The sequence below is a fragment of the Pseudomonas sp. p99-361 genome, from assembly GCF_003935475.1.
GTDB lineage: Bacteria > Pseudomonadota > Gammaproteobacteria > Pseudomonadales > Pseudomonadaceae > Aquipseudomonas > Aquipseudomonas juntendi.
This window is the reverse complement of the sequence record NZ_RHQO01000044.1, coordinates 1-17,184: the sequence shown is the minus strand read 5'-3', so window position 1 is coordinate 17,184 and position 17,184 is coordinate 1. Positions and strand designations below refer to the sequence as shown.

The following is a 17,184-nucleotide window of genomic DNA, read 5'->3' as shown; positions in this document are numbered from 1 at the left end:
ATCTGCGCGTTGGCTGAGAGAGAGCAAAGCAGTCCGCAGGCAACGAGCACCTTCCAACTCACGCCCATATTCAGTGCGTCTCGCCGATGCTACGACGGTCTACAAACGTCTCGAACGCTACATGCTTGCCATTGAGTTGCTTCAAAAGCGGCCACCTGTTGAAGGCGTCCTCCATAAGCCCCAACGAAGCCTCCCTGGCCAAAAACACCGCCACCTTGTACTGGTTGATATTTTGAAGGTTAGGAAGTTTCTTCGCCCCGCTTTTAGTGGTAGCGGTGTCCTTCGCCAGATCGCCATGCGACGTTGTGTCAGCTGGACACAGCTGCGGCACACCCCAGAAAACGTATCCAGAGTAGAGACCTTCCTTGCGAAGCTCTTTAATACGATCACGCCCCTTAGGCTTCCACGGAGCGATGACTTCAATGTCCGTAACCTTTCGGGCTTTCGGCGCCCGCATTTCGACATAATTGGTGTGCGCATAGAAGTCTTGCACAGCATGCAGGGCTTGTCCTATGGAAAAGAACGCACTGGCAGCAGCATCCTTCATTTTTGCCAGATCACCCACGTCTTTGGCCTTCTGCGCTCTTTCGACGTAGCTGCTTGCCTCATCTAGTAAGCTCGTTACGTAAGTAGTCGCCGAATCAAAGTCGCAGTTGTCAAAATGTGCCTTGGATTCAAACTGGTGGATGATGTCCTGCTGGTAGAGGGCTTTGCGTAGCTCGGCGAGGTAAGGATTGTTCGCCAAGCCCTCGAGCACCTGCTTATGGGTGCTTGTATCGAATGGCTGGTCGCAGCCGATGCATGAAACTGGAGGGTTCGCCTGTTCAAGAGATGGCACTGTGTCGGGTGGGGGCTCTGGCCTTTCTTTCGTTCCCTCTGCCGCGTGTGCCAGTTGCCAACACACCAAAAAGGCCGCAACAACCAATGCAGTATGACTCACCATGCCTACTCTCCTTGTCACCTGTGCCGAGATTAGAGCGACCGCACCATGCACATCGAGAAATTGACACTAAAAAACCAGAATGGCTCACGCACACTGCTCTCTTTCTACACCCGAAAAAGCTTATCTCACGCTATCGTGTTTGTCGCAGGGATCAGCATGCTTGGTAATTCGATACTGTTGGTAGCTGCAGATCATGATCCAGTGGCCCTTCGCGGGTTGCAGCACACCAACGCTGAGCGGCCGCTTCTCGAATCTGCGATTAAGTCTGCAAACCTGATGACCAAGGCTAATGGTCCAACACTCACTCCTTCCTGGACGTGGAATGAAGGCGATGCCCAGTCAGTACCCGTTTACCTGGTGAAGTCGCCTGCTGGAGCTATCTCAACGCCAGCGGTGGTCCCGCGAGACTGCACGTGCGTTTTCGTAAACCTACCAGCATTCGAGGCATGGCTGAACGCCCACTCCAAAGGTTCGGGGCGCATGACGCTTGAATCAAAGCATCTGCTGACGTTTATGCTGCTTCATGAAGTCGGCCACCTGAGCAAAAATACTACAGGTGCCGAGTTCTCTAATGGCAGTCTTTCGCAGTTGAACACCGAGCCGGCTCTTGCTAAAGCTAGGGAAGAAGCAGCAGATGAGTTCGCGGCTGAGCTTGTACGCGAGTGGTCGCGGTCCACCTCTGATTTCACGACCTCAATAGAAGCGAACTGGGTGGCTAACGAACTGACGAAACTTAGCTGGAACATGCAGGCCTACAGAACGCTCGACGAGTTTGGAGCGTTGGAGACGGGGAAGCCATTGGTGTTCTTCGATCAGAACATGTCACACCCAAACTTGGCCTGGAGGATACTGCGCAGTAATCACCTCATCCAGCAATCAGAGGAGACCAAAGCCTTACTTCATAACTTTGAGGAGGCTCGCCAGAAAGGTGCAGATCCACTGCCTTTATACCAAAGCCCGTAAACTGCATAATCACGTTTACCGCGTGCAGATACAGGGCGGTTGCAGGAGCTGAGTGCAACACGGTTATTGAATTGAAGCCGGAGCATCATGCCGCATTGCCATGGAGTTTTGCATGACCTCTCCCATCACCTCGATGGGGCATTTGAAGTCGAAGCGCTTGCGCGGTCGCATGTTCAGTTGCAGCGCAATGGCGTCCAGCTTCTCCTGGCTATGTACCGACAGGTCTGTGCCCTTGGGCAAGTACTGGCGAATCAGGCCGTTGATGTTTTCGTTGCTGCCGCGCTGCCAGGGGCTGTGCGGGTCGCAGAAGTAGATCGCCACGCCGGTTCTTTGGGTGATTTCAGCATGCCGCGCCATTTCTCGGCCCTGGTCGTAAGTCATGCTCTTGCGCATCTCCAGCGGCATGCTATTGAGCGCGGCGCTGAAGCCTTCCAGTGCCGAAGTCGCCGTCGCGTCGTTCATCTTCACCAACATCAGGTAGCCACTGGTGCGTTCCACCAGCGTACCGACGGACGAGGCGTTGGCCTTACCCTTGATGAGGTCGCCTTCCCAATGCCCCGGCATCAGCCTGTCTTCAATCTCCGGCGGGCGCACATGAATACTGACCATCTCGGGGATCTGGCCGCGCCGATCCACGCCACCAGAGCGCGGCCGGCGCGTCGTCTTGCCTTGGCGCAGACAGATGATCAGCTCCTTACGCAGCTCACCCACTGGCAGGGCATTGGGAAGGCGACCTGATCAAGGGCAAGGCCAACGCCTCGTCTGTAGGTACGCTGGTGGAGCGCACCAGTGGCTACCTGATGCTGGTGAAGATGAACGACGCGACGGCGACCTCGGCGATGGAAGGCTTCAGTGCAGCGCTCAATGGCATGCCGCTGGCGATGCGCAAGAGCATGACCTACGACCAGGGCCGAGAAATGGCGCGGCATGCTGAAATCACCCAGCAGACCGGGGTGGCGATTTACTTCTGCGACCCGCACAGCCCTTGGCAGCGCGGCAGTAACGAAAACATCAATGGCCTGATCCGCCAGTACCTGCCCAAGGGCACGGACTTGTCGGTGCATAGCCAGGAGGAACTGGATGCCATCGCACTGCAACTGAACATGCGCCCCCGTAAGCGCTTCGACTTCAAGTGTCCGATCGAGGTTATGGACGAGGTGATGCAGGAAGCTATGGCTATGCGGCATGATGCTCCAGCTTCAATTCAATAACCGTGTTGCACTCAGCTCCTGTAACCGCCTTGCATATTTGCTTTTAGAGTGGACCTGCATTCTTCCGTTGAACGGCGTGCTACCCCATGATGCTTTTACTAACGCTGTACTAGGCCGCTTCATCGCATCTTTCTAAGCGAAAATACGGCATAACCGTGCCATGGCGCAGAAGGTTTGCGGAACGGCGCATCAAAGCGGAGTTCACTATGTATGGTGTCGCGAGATAGGGGAGCGGGGAAGGCCGCATTACCACCTCGCGATCATGCTAAATAAGGATGCATACTCCTCGTTGGGCATGTTCGAGCTCGGAAGAAACAACAACTACAACCGCGTTCAGGAGGCGTGGGCAAGCGCCCTTGTGCTTCCGGTGGCATCTGCATCCGGGCGAGCACATATATCCGAAAACCCCGTGTATGAAATACATCGTGACGACCCGGCTGCTCGGGCAGACTTTCTTTATCGAACGAGCTATATATGTAAGGTCGCAACAAAGGTGTTTGGAGACGGGCTACACTGTTTTGGGGCGAGTCGTGCGTGACGTTCCCATTATACCTGAGTGGCAGGCCGCGGAGCAGTTGCCGACACCGAGAAAAGCAACAGCAGGGCCGCCCAGGAAGCTGGGGTGTTTGGACTAGGGCCCGTCGCCGGCGTAAGCAATTATCAGAGACCGCTCGCCGCTCGCTGCTGGGCGACTCTCCGGCGGGCTGTCCCGGAAGCCCTCACGCATCAGGCAAAAGTTCGTCACAGAACAACGCTAGATCCCTAGTCACTGTCGCCCCGGCTCGCAAGATGCTAACGAGCGTTCCGGCATCCTCTCATAGAGGCACGGGCTTGACCGAACCATGTAACGGCGAGAGCGCTCACTGTTGATCATGAAGTACTCGGTCCGGCGACGCTGCTCAAGGCGCCGAAGGCAGCAAACATTATAGCGGCAACAGCGAAGTTTTATTAGAGATTGGCCCATCATCAATAAGCTTGTTCCTGTCAGCGGCCGTAGCTCGGCAGTTTCATATGCCGGTTCACATCCTTGTACAGCAGATAGCGGAACGGGCCTGGACCACCAGCATAGCAAGCTTGCGCACAGAGGGCGCGCAGCCACATATAGTCGCCTAGTCGCCGGCCTTCAACTCGACCCAATCCTTGTTCAGCAGGCACACCGCCTTGCCTTCCAACACGCACAGGCCGTGCTCCATTACATGGGTTTCGGCAAAGGGGAACATGCATGTAAACATCGTCAACTTTCTGCCCGGTGGGGTGAATACCTTTGAATGCTCTAGGAAAGGAAACTGGCGACGGCGCTGCCGTTAACCCAGCTCCTCGCGCAAGATGCGGTAGAGGTCGTACGCCGTGCATCTTTTGAACGCAACCTTGGCGATCAATGTGCCACTGCAGTGCGTCGCTTCACCTAAATCGGCGCGGCCGCCTAGGAAGACGCAATCGAAACAGCCTATCGTTTCGCGTACTTTCGGTCGTAAAGGCCCCAAAATCAAGAATGTTTCATTCGCTTTCCAAGGTGGCACGCCCGTTGCTTGTGTCAGGAACGCGCAGCTATCGTTTTGATTCGTTTGATATACCGGTTGGCGAAATATTCAGTGATCATCCCGGAAATTCAATTATTCCTTATGAAGCGGTAGCGGTTGTGTTCTGGTTTTGTAGTGCGCTATTTCGGCGCGCGACCGGTCGGAGGAGCTGATCTGATGCTTAGTACCCTTAGTCACTCTGGTCCCGACCAGAGCCCACAAAAGCTAAAAATTGCTTGCATCCAGTTTGAACCAAAGTTTGGCGAGGTCGAGCACAACGTCACACGCAGCATCGACCTGATTGAGCAGGCTGCCGGCTACGGCGCTCGCTTGATAGTTTTGCCAGAGTTATGCAGCACCGGCTATATATTTCAGTCGCGGAAAGAAACTCTTACATTATCCGAGCGTGTGCCTGAAGGGCCTACTACTAATGCGTGGGTCGAAGCAGCTCGCCGGCTAGAAGTGACAATCGTCGCCGGGCTAGTAGAGCGCGACGGAAATTGTCTCTATAACAGCGCAGTTATCATCGACCCTTCAGGAGTGCTAGGGGTTTACCGCAAGCTTCACTTATGGGCAGATGAAAAGCTCTATTTCGAGCCGGGCGACCGTGGTCTACCCGTGTTCGATACTCTAGTGGGCCGGATCAGTGTCGTTATTTGTTATGACGGTTGGTTCCCCGAGATGTTTCGTCTGTCGGCTTGCCAAGGTGCAGAGATAGTATGTGTGCCAACCAACTGGGTGCCCATGCCAGAGCAACCGGCAGGCCACCCAATAATGGCAAACATTCTTCATATGGCCGCGGCTCACAGTAATTCGATAGTCATTGCATGCGCTGACAGGGTGGGCATCGAGCGTGGGCAACGATTCTTAGGGAATAGTGTAATCATCAATCGTTCAGGCTGGCCTGTAGCCGGGCCGTGCTCTGAAAGTGAAGAAAAGATCCTCATCGGGGAGGTGGATATGGACCCTAGGCGCGAACGCAGCTGGAGCAGTGTCAATCACCCGCTAACAGATAGACGAACAGATGTATACGGCGAGAATTTAGGCGCAGATATCCAGATTAACCTGACAAAGTTAGAGGCAGAGCAATGAAGATACGTGCACTTTTAATTGGTATCGGTCTATCGGTGGGAGCTTCAGCATATGCAGCCGACCCTATAAAAATAGGTATACCAGTAGGTCTAAGCGGCGCTAATAGCGTCGTTGCACCTTCGGTCGTCCAAGCCTCGGAGTTAGCTGTCGAGGAGATAAATACTCAAGGGGGAATCTTGGGGCGTCAGCTGCGGCTTGAAATTGCTGATGATGGATCAGGAGCCCAAGGCGCTCAGCGCGCCTATGACAGTCTCGTTTTTCAACGGAAAGTTGACGGCATCGTAGCAATGGAAACTACGGCTGCCAGAAATGCTGGCTTACCAATCGTCAATCGCGGCAGGGTCCCCCTCATCTATACATCATTTTACGAAGGGCGCTCATGCTCTCCTTGGATGTACATCAATGCCTGGGTGCCAGAGCAGCAGGTCGCCCCGGTTGTCGACCATTTTATGGGCGAGAACGAGGCCAAGAAGTTTTTCCTGATCGGCAGCGATTATGCCTTTGGTCGCGGCATGCTGCAGTACACTCGAGAGTACGTCGAGAGTAAGGGAGGCAGTGTGGTGGGCGAGGCGTACTTGCCGATGGATGGATCAGATTGGACCGCAATCATTTCTCAACTACGTTCGGCCAATCCGGACGCCTTGATTACGTCAACGGCCGGCGGCGCGCCAAACGTGACGCTCACCAGGCAGCTGCGCGCTGCAGGTATCTCGATCCCCTATGGTAACTACGCCCTCGATGAAGGCACAGCCAAAAGCATGGGGGATAACGCCGAGGGGATATACATTGTCGCATCTTACCTCTCAAGCCTAGAGACTGAAGCGAATAAAGCCTTCCTTGAGGCGATCGAGAAGAAGTTTGGAAGCAGCACCGAGACGCCGAACGAGTTGTCGGTGCCGCAGTACGAAGCCATATATGCGTACGCGGCGGCTGTCGAAAAGGCCGGTTCGACTGATTCTGCTGCTGTTATACAAGCGCTAGGGGAAGTGACAGTGGAAGGGCCCCGCGGCTCCGTCATCATGAATAAGCAACGTCATGCGTCGCTCAATATGTATTTGGGCCGCGTCGCTGCTGATGGTTCAGTTCAGCTCGTCAAATCGATCCCAAAAGTTGACCCGGGCGAACAGTGTCCGCAATTCGCTAACAAGTAACGGGAGACCACAACGTGGAGGCTTTAGCGTTTGACATTTTGACGACCGCCGCAATTTTGTTCGTGGTTTCGACGGGCCTCATGATCATCCTCGGTGTAATGAAACTCATCAATTTTGCTCATGGAGCATTTTTGACCACTGGCGGATACATAGCTTATCTTGTCGGCGCTGCTGGCCTCAACCCATGGCTTGCTGTCCCGGCGGCGGCCGTCTTGGGATTCTTGGCGGGGCTGGTGATTGAACGAACCATTATCAGACCGCTCTATCATCGGCCCTTGGACGCGATATTGGCCACATGGGGGCTAGGCATTGTCATCGGGCAAGTATTTGCATTGACTTTCGGGCGGGGCGTGCAGTTCGCGCCCTCACCGATTCTAGGTACGATAGATGTTTTTGGAAATGAATACTCTGGATATCGGCTGGCCATGCTAGCTGTTGCCATAGTGTTGGCAGTTGCGCTTAGTGCTTTGTTGAGTTTCACCCGCTTCGGATTGAATGCACGTGCGGTCATTGCCAATGAACCGCTGGCTAGGGGCTTAGGTATAGATAGTGCGAATGTTCGATCCATAACTTTCGGCTTGGGTGCAGGACTAGCGTGCGCAGCCGGAGCGTTAATCACCCCATTGCTCTCGGTGGATCCAAACATGGGGCTGCCTTGGTTGGTGAACAGCTTTATGTTAGTGATGATTTCGGGCGTTTCGTTTCCGAGCTTGTTGGTCGCTTCGCTGCTACTTGGTGGATCGCAGGTCCTTGTCAGCACCTACATCAGTCCCATTCTCGGCGGCATGACTATCGTTGTTCTTGCCGCACTGATTCTGCGTTTAAAGCCGAAGGGGTTTAGCCGTGCCTGATAATCGCCTTTCTATGTCTTACACACATCGTGCTGCACTGATTGGGTGCCTTTCAGGCTTGGCCATCATCGCTGTAGCGCCGCTCTTCCTCGATGTCTATCTGACAAATATTTTGATCCGTACATTGTTTGTGGCGGCAGTGGTGATGACTGTCGACATACTTTGGGGTTATACGGGTGTTCTAACATTCGGTCAGTCGGCCTTTTTCGGCATTGGAGCTTATGCCTGCGGGCTGATCTTTACCCATTACGGTTTCGGCCCTGGATGGGCACTTGCCGCGCTCGCTGTTGCGCTTGGCACGGCTGCAATCGTTGCTGCTGCTGTTGGATGGCTGGCTTTCTTTCATGGTTCGTCGCCTCTGTATTCTTCCATAATAACGCTAGCATTGCCCATTGTGCTGACCCAGATAATATATTCAGGAGGCAGCTTTACGGGATCATCGAGCGGGCTTTCAGGATTCCCTACATATTACTGGGACTTGAAAGTTTGGTTCTGGATTGCAGGGGGCTTTTTGGTGCTCACGACTACGGCCGGCTGGCTTTTGGTGCGTAGCGATTTTGGTAGGGTCCTCATAGCCATACGTGAGAACGAAGAGCGTAGCGCCTATCTGGGCATCCCCGTCTCTCGCATCAAGACTATGTTGATGGTATTCGCCGGGATGGTGGCGTCTGTAGCGGGCTTCGGCTATGCGGCTTTCTCCAATGTTGTTGCTCCCGAAATGGCAGGATTTCAGCTGGGCACGGAGCTACTTATTTGGACCGCACTCGGCGGAAGGGCCACGTTACTGGGGCCGGTCTTTGCGGCGATCGGGATCGATACAATCTCCTCATGGCTATCCGGCGCTATGCCTTTTGTCTGGAAGCTTTTGACAGGCGTCGCTTTTGTTTTGGTCATTGTGCTCCTGCCCCGAGGGCTGGCGCCGTTGATAGGCGCATTATGGCGTAAGCTGAGGCCCAAGCGTGTCCAGAAAATTCACGCGATCAGGCTTAGCCCGGCACCCGCGGGCCGGATGCTGCATGCATCTTTCGGAGATGCGCCGCCCCTATGCCTCAGTCAAGTATCTCGTCGTTATGGGAGCTTACAGGTCCTGCGTGATGTGAACTTGGATGCGCACGGCACTGAGCTGCTAGGAATTATTGGACCCAACGGGGCTGGTAAGACGACATTGATGCGTTGCATTAGTGATGGCAACGAGCGCACCGGCGGTGCTGTTCGAGTCAACAACGTCGAAATAGCGCGGGGCTCGCCCCAAGATATCGTTGGACTTGGGGTGGGACGCAGTTTCCAGAATACAAATCTATTCGACACTCTAACCGTCGGTGAATGCCTCCAGTTGGCTCGTTATCGAATCGATGGTGCAAAGTTGTTCGACAGGCGCGAAACCGTTTCGCTTCCCCATCCAGCGCTAGACATTCTGAAGACCACGGGCCTCGATAAGATGCTAGCGGAGGAGACGCGCAACTTATCGCACGGAATGAAGCGGGGACTGGAACTGGCGATGGTGCTGGCAACTGAGCCTTCAGTACTCCTACTTGACGAGCCCACTGCAGGCTTGACCCGGCCTGAACGCATGGCCATCGGCGCGGTGCTCACGCGCCTGACGCGGGAATTCGGCTTGTGCATTATGCTTATAGAGCATGATCTCGACTTCGTGCGTGCTATCTGCAATCGAGTGGTCGTTTTGCATCAAGGTGCGATCTTGATGGAAGGGACTGTTGAAGAGGTAGTGGCGTCGGACTTGGTTAAAGCTGCCTATACAGGCCTACAAAAGGAGGCGGTAGCATGAACCAAGAGCTTCTGAGCGTCCAGGGGCTTACCAGTGGTTACGGCACAGCTGCTGTACTGCGAAACATTTCACTGGGCGTTTCCAAGGGCGAGATAGTCGTTTTGCTAGGAAAGAACGGTATGGGTAAGTCCACCCTGCTGAAAACAATCATGGGCTTCGTAAGTCCGTTCAGCGGTACTGTCTCGCTGGACGGGGATGATGTTACGAACATCCGACCGCACATGATGGCACGCTCCGGTGTGGCTCATACCCCCCAAGAGCACACGCTCTTTCCCGATCTGACGGTCGAAGAGAATCTCCGGCTGGGCGTAGCTTCGAACCGGCTTTTCCACGAGCGCCTGCCTTCTCTCGAAACCCTTTTCCCCCGAATGCTCGAGCGCCTAAAACAGCGGGCCGGAACGTTGTCTGGGGGCGAGCAAAAGATGCTGTTGATGTCGCGTGGCCTAATCGCCCAGCCAAAGTTGATGCTTATTGACGAAGTCAGTGAAGGGTTGCAGCCTGCGATGGTCGACCGCATGGGCGAGGTCCTTATCCGAGCACGGGATGAGCTGGGCATTGCGGTCTTGCTTGTGGAGCAGAACCTCGACTTTGCGCTATCGGTCGCTAACCGCTTTATGGTGCTCAAGCTCGGCGAGATTGTAGAACAAGGGAACGTTGATGATGTTGCCTCGACCCAAACTCTCTCGAATCACCTGGCCGTTTGACCGGCATTCGAGACGGACCATGTGGTTATGGTTTCAAAACGGCCACTACGGTGTTAAAGGCGCAAGCAGGCCGACCAAGACAGGAAGAGAATGATGCGTTTACTGCCCCGTGAGGTGGATCGACTTCTTTTGCGCCAGGCTGCTGAACTGGCGCGATCGCGCCAGGCGCGCGGCCTTTTACTCAGCGAGCCCGAGGCACGCGCGATTATTGCGGATACCGTCTGCGAAGGTGCGCGCGGAGGAGGTACTGTTACCGAGATGGTTTCGATCGCGTCCGGGCTGTTGACTGAAGACGACGTGATGGAAGGGGTATCAGAGCGCCTCGATGCTGTCATGGTCGAGGGTTTCTTCCCGGACGGTCAAAAGCTGGTTTGCATACACGACCCCATCGGCCCAGGCAAATCCACTGTCCCTGGCGCGCCTCACAGGCCCCGCTGGCGCCTGGGTGAGCAGCCGGTGATAATCAATACGGATCGGCCAACGGTGACCTTGCGTGTCCAAAGCACCGCGGACCGGCCCATTCAGCTTGGATCGCACTATCACTTCTTCGAGGTCAATCCAGCCCTGCGCTTCGATCGTGCCGCCGCCTACGGGTTCCGGCTCGACGTCCCAGCTGCAACCACGGTGCGCTTCGAGCCGGGAGACACCCGCCTGGTTGACTTGGTGGCTATTGGGGGAGCCCGAGTTGTATATGGTCTGGCAGGCCTGGTGAACGGGGCCTTGGATGACCCAACCGTGCGCTCTGCCGCGATGATCCGTTTGGAAAGTTTTTTACAGGAGTAGGGTATGGCTCAGTCTATTGAACGCTCTAGATATGTATCACTGTACGGTCCTACGGAAGGAGACTGCGTACGGCTAGGCGACACTGGCCTCTGGGCGAAGGTGGAGCGCGATTTCTGTGTAGGGGGCGATGAGTTAGTCTTTGGCGCGGGCAAGACGGTACGAGGGGGCACCGGTTGTGACGGTGTGCTGACCGCTGCCGACGGCATTTTGGACCTGATCATAACCAACGCTCTGATCATTGATGCCGTTGCGGGCATTATCAAGGCCGACATCGGCATTAAGAATGGCCGGATCGTAGGAATCGGCAAGGCTGGCGACCCCAATCTTATGGATGGCGTAACGCCAGGGCTCACGGTGGGCGTGAACACGGATATCCGGGCCGCGGAAGGACATATCGTTACGGCGGGCGGAATCGACTGCCACGTGCATTTTATAGATCCGGGACAGGTGGATGAAGCTCTTTCGGCGGGGATCACCACGCTGATGGGAGGAGGGCTCGGACCCACTACGGTTCCCATTGCGTCGACAGGCACAACTAACCTGGGGCTAATGCTTCAAGCAGCTGAGGCCTTTCCGATAAACTTCGGTTTCATTGCAAAGGCGGCCTCGCATGCCGTCGAGCCTCTGCTCGAACAGCTTGCTGCAGGCGCAGCGGGTTTGAAAATCCACGAGGATTGGGGGGCGACTCCGGCCATCATCGATGCCGCCTTGAAGGCCGCGGAGATCGGCGGTGGGCAGATCCACTTGCACGCAGACACTCTAAACGAGTCAGGATTTGTAGAGCACACTCTGCGCGCCATGGCCGGACGGTGCATTCACGCCTATCACGTCGAGGGCGCCGGGGGTGGGCACGCGCCAGACATTATTCGCATGTGCGGCATATCGAATGTACTGCCCTCATCTACGAACCCTACGAATCCATTCACCATCAACACCTTTGATGAACATTTCGACATGGCGATGACGAGCCATCATCTCAATCCACGTTTGCCTGAGGACGTGGCGTTTGCGGAAAGTCGTATTCGAAAAGAAACCATTGGCGCCGAAGACGTTTTGCACGACATGGGAGCGATCAGCGCGATCGGTTCCGACAGCCAGGGGATGGGGCGCATCGGTGAAACCATCGCTCGCTGTTGGCAGCTTGCTGACACCATGCGTGAGTTACGGGGCGCTTTGCCCGAGGATAGTGGCAGCGATGCGGACAATTTCCGAATTCGTCGCTATATCGCCAAATATACTATCAATCCTGCTCTTATGTTCGGCATCGCAGATGAAGTGGGCTCGATTGAGCCTGGAAAGCTCGCAGACCTTATTTTTTGGAAGCCGGACAGCTTTGGCATCAAACCGGAACTAGTACTGAAATCTGGCTTCCCTGTCTGGGCTCCCTTGGGCGAGGCTAACGCTTCTCTTATGACCTGCGAACCAGTGCGTTATCGCCCGATGTGGGGGTACTTTGGTCGCGCTCCGCAGTCACTCGGCGTGCGTTTTGTCTCTCCATCTGCCATCGCAGCCGGGGTGGCCCAGCGACTCGATTTGAAAGCTACCTTGCGTCCAGTGGCCGACACGCGCCGTCTCACTAAACGCGATATGGTGCTGAATGATGTGTTACCTAAAATCGACGTCGACCCTGAGAACTTTCGGGTTTACATCGATGGACAGGCCATCGACAGCCCTCCCACATCGCAGGTCTCTCTCGGCCAATCATATATGTTGAAATAAGGAGTGCAAACCTTTGACTGCAGTGCGTTTAGGTTTCGGAGGGCCGGTAGGCAGTGGCAAGACGCGCCTGGTCGAGCGATTGCTCCCCTTGTTCGCCGCGCGAGGTATCTCTGTCGCCGTGATCACTAATGATCTGGTTACTCACGAGGACGCAGAACGTGTTCAGCGCTCCGGCCTCATCGATCCTGAGCGGGTTCTTGGGGTTGAAAGCGGGGCCTGCCCGCATACTGCTATCCGCGAGGACCCTTCGGTAAATCTTGAGGCAGCAGCTTGGCTGGAGCAGCGCTTTCAGCCTGACGTGATTCTCATCGAAAGCGGGGGAGATAATCTAGCCGCTACATTTTCTAGCGAGCTCGTGGACTGGTGGGCTTTCGTCATTGATGTTGCCGGCGGAGACGACATTCCTCGGAAGAATGGGTTAGGCCTGTTAAGGGCAGACCTGCTAGTCGTCAATAAGATCGATTTAGCACCTCATGTCGATGTCGATATGACGCGTTTCAGAGCGGACGTAGCCGCAGCACGTCCCGATCGCGCTTCAGTATTTACCGATCTGCGAAATGGCGAGGGTGTGCAGCTCGTTTTTGAACAAATTGTCCATAGCGCGCTGTTTGGGCGGAAACCTTGATGGGCAACGGAGTGCTGTCGTTGCGCTTTGCTCGTGATCGACATGGTCGAACGCGACTTGCTGCACGACAACAGCGCTACCCGTTGACGACTACCGCCGTTTTGCCCATGGAGTCAGAATCTGGTGCGCTAATATATGTGCAAAACGCGGCAGGATCAGTGTTTGGCGGTGATCGCCTGCATATTGCCGTACACCTTGAGGCTAGCGCTGAACTTTGTCTCTCAACACCGTCCGCTACACGTCTGCAAGGTGAAGCGCTATCAGTACAGACGACGATGATCGAGCTGAGCGAAGGAGCCTTCTTCGAGTACATCCCGGATATGATAATCCCGCATGCGCAAGCGGAACACCGGCAGCACACATGTATTGCACTGGCCCACGGAGCCGAGGCCATTTTCATGGAGAGTTTCGCGGCTGGCCGGGTGGCGAGAGGCGAGGAGCACCTTTATCGAAGCTTCTCGACGCGCCTTCAAGTCAGTTTTAGCGCACGCCCTGTGCTTGTTGACGCTTCGAGTTTCCGTCCTGGGGAGGCGAGTCCGGCCTTAGAGGGGGCGTTAGCGTCGAGTGGTTTTGTTGGGACCATATTCGCGTTGTCCCAACAGGGCGACCATGAGGAATTGGCGACTCTTATCAGTCGACGGTTGGCGTCCTTACCGGGTGTGTATGGTGGTGCAGCTGCGTTAGCCTCAGGCTATGGTGCGGTGGGACGTTTTCTAGCTGACGATGCGCCAAATCTTCGGATGGCGACGCAGGTGGCTTGGGATGTCGCCCGTCGCCACATGCGCGGCCGTCCCGCTCCACTACTAAGAAAATGAAGAGGGATAATGCTTTTAGTGAATAGTATTCTGGGCCACGTCAACGACCAAAAGTTTTCCGGTCGTCAGACGGACCGTGTATGGATTGCATCGGCCGATGCGGGTCGCCGCCGGTTACGCACTTGCAGCGAGGGGGGCGAAGATCTAGGCATCGAGCTGCCCCGTGTGAGCTGGATGTTTGACGGCGCAGTTTTGCATGATGATGGGATGTGTATATTGGTCGTCTCCCGCCGCCCCGAACTGGTGATGGTAATCTCGCTCGACGAGCTGGGCCCTGAGGCGGTGTTCCGGATTGGCCACGCTCTCGGGAACCGTCACAGTCCCGCGGAGCTACACGGTAATGAGATCCTTGTACCGGTGACCGATACGCCTGATCTTGTTGGGAGATCGGTCCAGGCCCTCGGGTTGCGTGAGCTAAAGATACGCTTTGAAGAAAGACCTTTTGCGGCTGAAAGACCTCCAAATGGTGTGGGAAGTGCACACGAGCACCATCACCCCGTCGCTAATTCTGACGATGCTTGAAGGCGACCTAGCCGTGCGCGCTGGCCCATTGTTGTCCCTTATGCAGCTTGCCGACTCCGCGCTGCCTATAGGCAGGCACGCCCATGCGTTCGGCCTTGAGCGAATGCTTCGGGATGGGCGCGTGACCACGCCAGACGCGCTCCGTGAAATGATCGTCTCGGCCTTGATTCATGGCAGCGCCCGCGCAGACGGTGCGGGGACCGCGTTGGCTCATACGGCATTTGTGGATCGGAACTTAGAGGAGCTGAAAGCAGTAGATGCGCGGCTTGACCTACTGAAATTTACGGCTCCAGCACAGGTGGCCTCACGTCGCTGTGGAAGTCGCCTAGCGGTGTTAGCACCGTCACTTCATGCAGACCCGATGTTGGCGGAATACGCTACCGCGGTGGCGGGCAAGGTTACGCCGGGTCATCTAGCGGTCATATCAGGAGCCCTGGCGGCGGCAATGGGGGTTAGCCGTGAGAATGCTGTGCTAGCTGAGCTGAGAGGTGTGGCTACGATGATTCTTTCGGCAGCCGTTCGCCTGGATGTGCTTTCGGCCACGGCGGCCCAAGGAATGATGGTAGCTCTTTCCACGCAAATTATCGCAGCGGCAGAGATCGCGCTTGTAACTCGCCCGGATGAGATGGAAGGTGGCGCCGCTGTGGGGCTAGACATAGCAGCTATGCGCCACGCTCGTGAGCACGGTCGGCTATTTGCAACTTGACAATGCTAATTAGGACGCACCCATATGAATGAAGACAAGATTTTGCGCGTTGCGCTTGACTGGGCTGTGGACGAGGTCGATCCGCCCCGATCATTCGGGGGTTGGAATACAGGCCGCGTGGTTCACCAAACACATGAAAGCCTGTTTGAAGATGACTTCGGAGAGTTACCCGCTTCGGACGGCGCGCCCACCAGCCTCGTTCCGCGACTAGCGACCCATTGCATAACGTCACCAGACGCCCGTCGTTATACTTTTCGAATCAGAGAAGGGGTTCGTTTTCATGATGGGTGTCCACTCGACGCGGAGGCTGTAGTTATCAACTACGAGAGAATGTGTTGCGCAACCTCGCCCTTTTTCTCTCCGGTTGTTGCGGACTTCAATCGCATGGGCGTTGGCCTCATTGAAAAAGTTCGCGCTTTAGACTCGATGACCGTAGAGTTCAAGTTTTCCGAGCCGTTTCCTGAATTTCTGCGTTACATGACCCAAGAAGACGCACCCGGTGCTCAGTCGCTGATTAGTCCGGCGGCCATTCGCAAACTCGGTCCTGATGGTTGTGCCGACAAAGCTCCTGGTACCGGTGCGTTCCGGTTTCATTCTCGTTTTGAGACGGATGGAGGGTCTGCGGTCGAGCTGCGGCGGAACGATGACTACTGGGCCGGCCCGCCACAGATAGAAGGGATCCGGTTCCTACCTTTTCCTGACCGCAAGGCTCGCGTCCGGGCATTGGTTGAGGGGAAGGTGGATGTCGCCTATAGCTTAGAGGGCGCTGACCTTGAGGAACTGGCGGCGCTAGGGTTCACCGTGCCCTCATTTAACCCACCATATCTCTGGTATCTGGTATTTAACTTGCGCGATCCGCTTATCGCAGATTTGCGCGTTCGGCAGGCAATTGCGTACGCTATTGATAGAGAGTCATTATGCGCTGAGTTATTTCCGGGGGCGACTGTTCCGGCGCATAGTGCGCTATCTCCAGGCTCCCCTGCTCATGACCCGCATGCAGCAAATCGCTATGTCTACAATCCCGAGCGGGCAAGGGAGCTCTTGGCCGAGGCAGGGGCAAACGATGGCTTGGTTTTGGATGTCATTGCGGCGCAAGCGGGGTCTGCGCAGCTCGATCCAGGGGCCATTTATCAGCGGCTCGCGCTCGATCTAGCCAAGGTTGGTATTCGCTTAAATGTAACGCTGCATCCGGATTGGGTAGCTTACTGCAACCAGTGGCGTGAGGGGGCGCCGTCTGGCATTGCATTCAGTGAAATGAGCTGGGGGATGTCGTGCGATCTATGGCTATCACAGATCCTACATGGGGCAAATCAGTCTCCCCGAGGTTTCAACGCTGGGTATAACAATGACCCTCATCTCGACGGATTCTTAGATCTCGCTCGTGCTACGATTGACTCGTCGGAAAGAGCCGCGCTATACAGGGCAGCTGATGCAAGGGTCATGGAATCACTCCCGATTCTTCCCCTGTTCACGTCCCGTCGAGGTATGATCGCGTTTTCGCCCAGGGTGAAGGGGCTCACCGTCGTAAACCAGTGTTGGCAAGACTTCCGAAAAGTTAGGCTCGAATGACCGAATCGTTCCTGGTCAAACATGAGTCGGCAAGCGAGCTGCTGGAACATGGCGCGCGAAGAGGGCTTTAAGCAGTTTGCAGGCAAGCGGATCAAGCTGCACCTTGCATATGCATAGAGGTGCAGCGGCACCATAGCTCTTAAATAAGGGCGGTTGCAGAAGCTGAGTGCAACACGGTTATTGAATTGAAGCCGGAGCATCATGCCGCATTGCCATGGAGTTTT

16 protein-coding genes and 2 pseudogenes are annotated in these 17,184 nt (G+C 55.5%); 15 read left to right on the top strand and 3 right to left on the bottom strand.

Translation table 11 applies throughout. The features are described 5' to 3' along the window. Window positions 1-70 precede the first annotated feature (70 nt). Window positions 71-943: an HET-C-related protein gene (locus EGJ22_RS18175; RefSeq protein WP_016969431.1), complete on the bottom strand. Its 873-nt coding sequence runs from the start codon at window positions 941-943 to the stop codon at window positions 71-73. A 45-nt stretch (window positions 944-988) separates the two neighbouring features. Here EGJ22_RS18175 and EGJ22_RS18170 point away from each other — a divergent pair, with 45 nt between their 5' ends. Next, window positions 989-1,906 carry a hypothetical protein gene (locus EGJ22_RS18170; protein ID WP_016969430.1) on the top strand — a complete coding sequence of 306 codons (918 nt, stop codon included), beginning with the start codon at window positions 989-991 and terminating at the stop codon, window positions 1,904-1,906. A 63-nt stretch (window positions 1,907-1,969) separates the two neighbouring features. Here EGJ22_RS18170 and EGJ22_RS18165 read toward each other — a convergent pair. Next, window positions 1,970-2,626: pseudogene (locus tag EGJ22_RS18165) on the bottom strand (IS30-like element ISPsp7 family transposase); the annotation flags it as partial. On the opposite strand from EGJ22_RS18165, the gene EGJ22_RS18160 reads away from it, so the two are divergent. Both EGJ22_RS18160 and EGJ22_RS26990 read left to right on the top strand, forming a co-directional pair. Continuing rightward, window positions 2,617-3,117 carry an IS30 family transposase gene (locus tag EGJ22_RS18160; RefSeq protein ID WP_371921050.1) on the top strand — a complete coding sequence of 167 codons (501 nt, stop codon included), beginning with the start codon at window positions 2,617-2,619 and terminating at the stop codon, window positions 3,115-3,117. The pseudogene EGJ22_RS18165 and the gene EGJ22_RS18160 overlap by 10 nt on opposite strands. 142 nt (window positions 3,118-3,259) lie before the next feature. Then, window positions 3,260-3,655 carry an inovirus-type Gp2 protein gene (locus tag EGJ22_RS26990; protein ID WP_368044933.1) on the top strand — a complete coding sequence of 132 codons (396 nt, stop codon included), beginning with the start codon at window positions 3,260-3,262 and terminating at the stop codon, window positions 3,653-3,655. Window positions 3,656-4,101: 446 nt separating this feature from the next. Here EGJ22_RS26990 and EGJ22_RS18150 read toward each other — a convergent pair. Continuing rightward, window positions 4,102-4,337 (bottom strand): annotated as a pseudogene (locus tag EGJ22_RS18150) ((S)-ureidoglycine aminohydrolase); the annotation flags it as partial. Between the two features lie 477 nt (window positions 4,338-4,814). Here EGJ22_RS18150 and EGJ22_RS18145 point away from each other — a divergent pair. From EGJ22_RS18145 to EGJ22_RS18090, 12 genes are all read left to right on the top strand, one after another. Further along, window positions 4,815-5,729 (top strand): nitrilase family protein, encoded by a 915-nt coding sequence (locus EGJ22_RS18145; protein ID WP_120125097.1) that lies wholly within the window; start codon window positions 4,815-4,817, stop codon window positions 5,727-5,729. After that, complete coding sequence (locus tag EGJ22_RS18140) at window positions 5,726-6,880, top strand: substrate-binding protein (RefSeq protein ID WP_057380858.1); 1,155 nt, start codon at window positions 5,726-5,728, stop codon at window positions 6,878-6,880. The genes EGJ22_RS18145 and EGJ22_RS18140 overlap by 4 nt, the downstream gene beginning before the upstream one ends. A gap of 14 nt (window positions 6,881-6,894) precedes the next feature. Further along, window positions 6,895-7,731: a branched-chain amino acid ABC transporter permease gene (locus tag EGJ22_RS18135; RefSeq protein ID WP_120125098.1), complete on the top strand. Its 837-nt coding sequence runs from the start codon at window positions 6,895-6,897 to the stop codon at window positions 7,729-7,731. Beyond that, entirely contained in the window at window positions 7,724-9,517 is a 1,794-nt protein-coding gene (locus EGJ22_RS18130; protein WP_120125099.1) for an ATP-binding cassette domain-containing protein, read from the top strand. Before EGJ22_RS18135 ends, EGJ22_RS18130 begins: the two co-directional genes overlap by 8 nt. Next, complete coding sequence (locus EGJ22_RS18125; RefSeq protein ID WP_120125100.1) at window positions 9,514-10,221, top strand: ABC transporter ATP-binding protein; 708 nt, start codon at window positions 9,514-9,516, stop codon at window positions 10,219-10,221. Before EGJ22_RS18130 ends, EGJ22_RS18125 begins: the two co-directional genes overlap by 4 nt. Before the next feature lie 90 nt (window positions 10,222-10,311). Then, window positions 10,312-11,004, top strand: a complete 693-nt coding sequence (locus tag EGJ22_RS18120; RefSeq protein ID WP_218568409.1) for an urease subunit beta — start codon at window positions 10,312-10,314, stop codon at window positions 11,002-11,004. Window positions 11,005-11,007: 3 nt separating this feature from the next. Then, the gene (ureC, locus tag EGJ22_RS18115; RefSeq protein ID WP_120125102.1) at window positions 11,008-12,723 is read left to right on the top strand and encodes an urease subunit alpha; all 1,716 of its coding nucleotides are present in this window, start codon (window positions 11,008-11,010) and stop codon (window positions 12,721-12,723) included. 13 nt (window positions 12,724-12,736) lie between these two features. Beyond that, entirely contained in the window at window positions 12,737-13,348 is a 612-nt protein-coding gene (ureG, locus tag EGJ22_RS18110; protein ID WP_120125103.1) for an urease accessory protein UreG, read from the top strand. Further along, on the top strand, window positions 13,348-14,163 hold the full coding sequence (locus tag EGJ22_RS26985; RefSeq protein ID WP_120125104.1) for an urease accessory protein UreD: 816 nt from the start codon (window positions 13,348-13,350) through the stop codon (window positions 14,161-14,163). The genes ureG and EGJ22_RS26985 overlap by 1 nt, the downstream gene beginning before the upstream one ends. A gap of 9 nt (window positions 14,164-14,172) precedes the next feature. Next, the gene (locus EGJ22_RS26980; protein ID WP_120125105.1) at window positions 14,173-14,685 is read left to right on the top strand and encodes an urease accessory protein UreE; all 513 of its coding nucleotides are present in this window, start codon (window positions 14,173-14,175) and stop codon (window positions 14,683-14,685) included. Next, window positions 14,591-15,391: an urease accessory protein UreF gene (locus EGJ22_RS18095; RefSeq protein ID WP_218568206.1), complete on the top strand. Its 801-nt coding sequence runs from the start codon at window positions 14,591-14,593 to the stop codon at window positions 15,389-15,391. Before EGJ22_RS26980 ends, EGJ22_RS18095 begins: the two co-directional genes overlap by 95 nt. A gap of 24 nt (window positions 15,392-15,415) precedes the next feature. Beyond that, on the top strand, window positions 15,416-16,960 hold the full coding sequence (locus EGJ22_RS18090) for an ABC transporter substrate-binding protein (RefSeq protein WP_120125107.1): 1,545 nt from the start codon (window positions 15,416-15,418) through the stop codon (window positions 16,958-16,960). Window positions 16,961-17,184 lie beyond the last annotated feature (224 nt).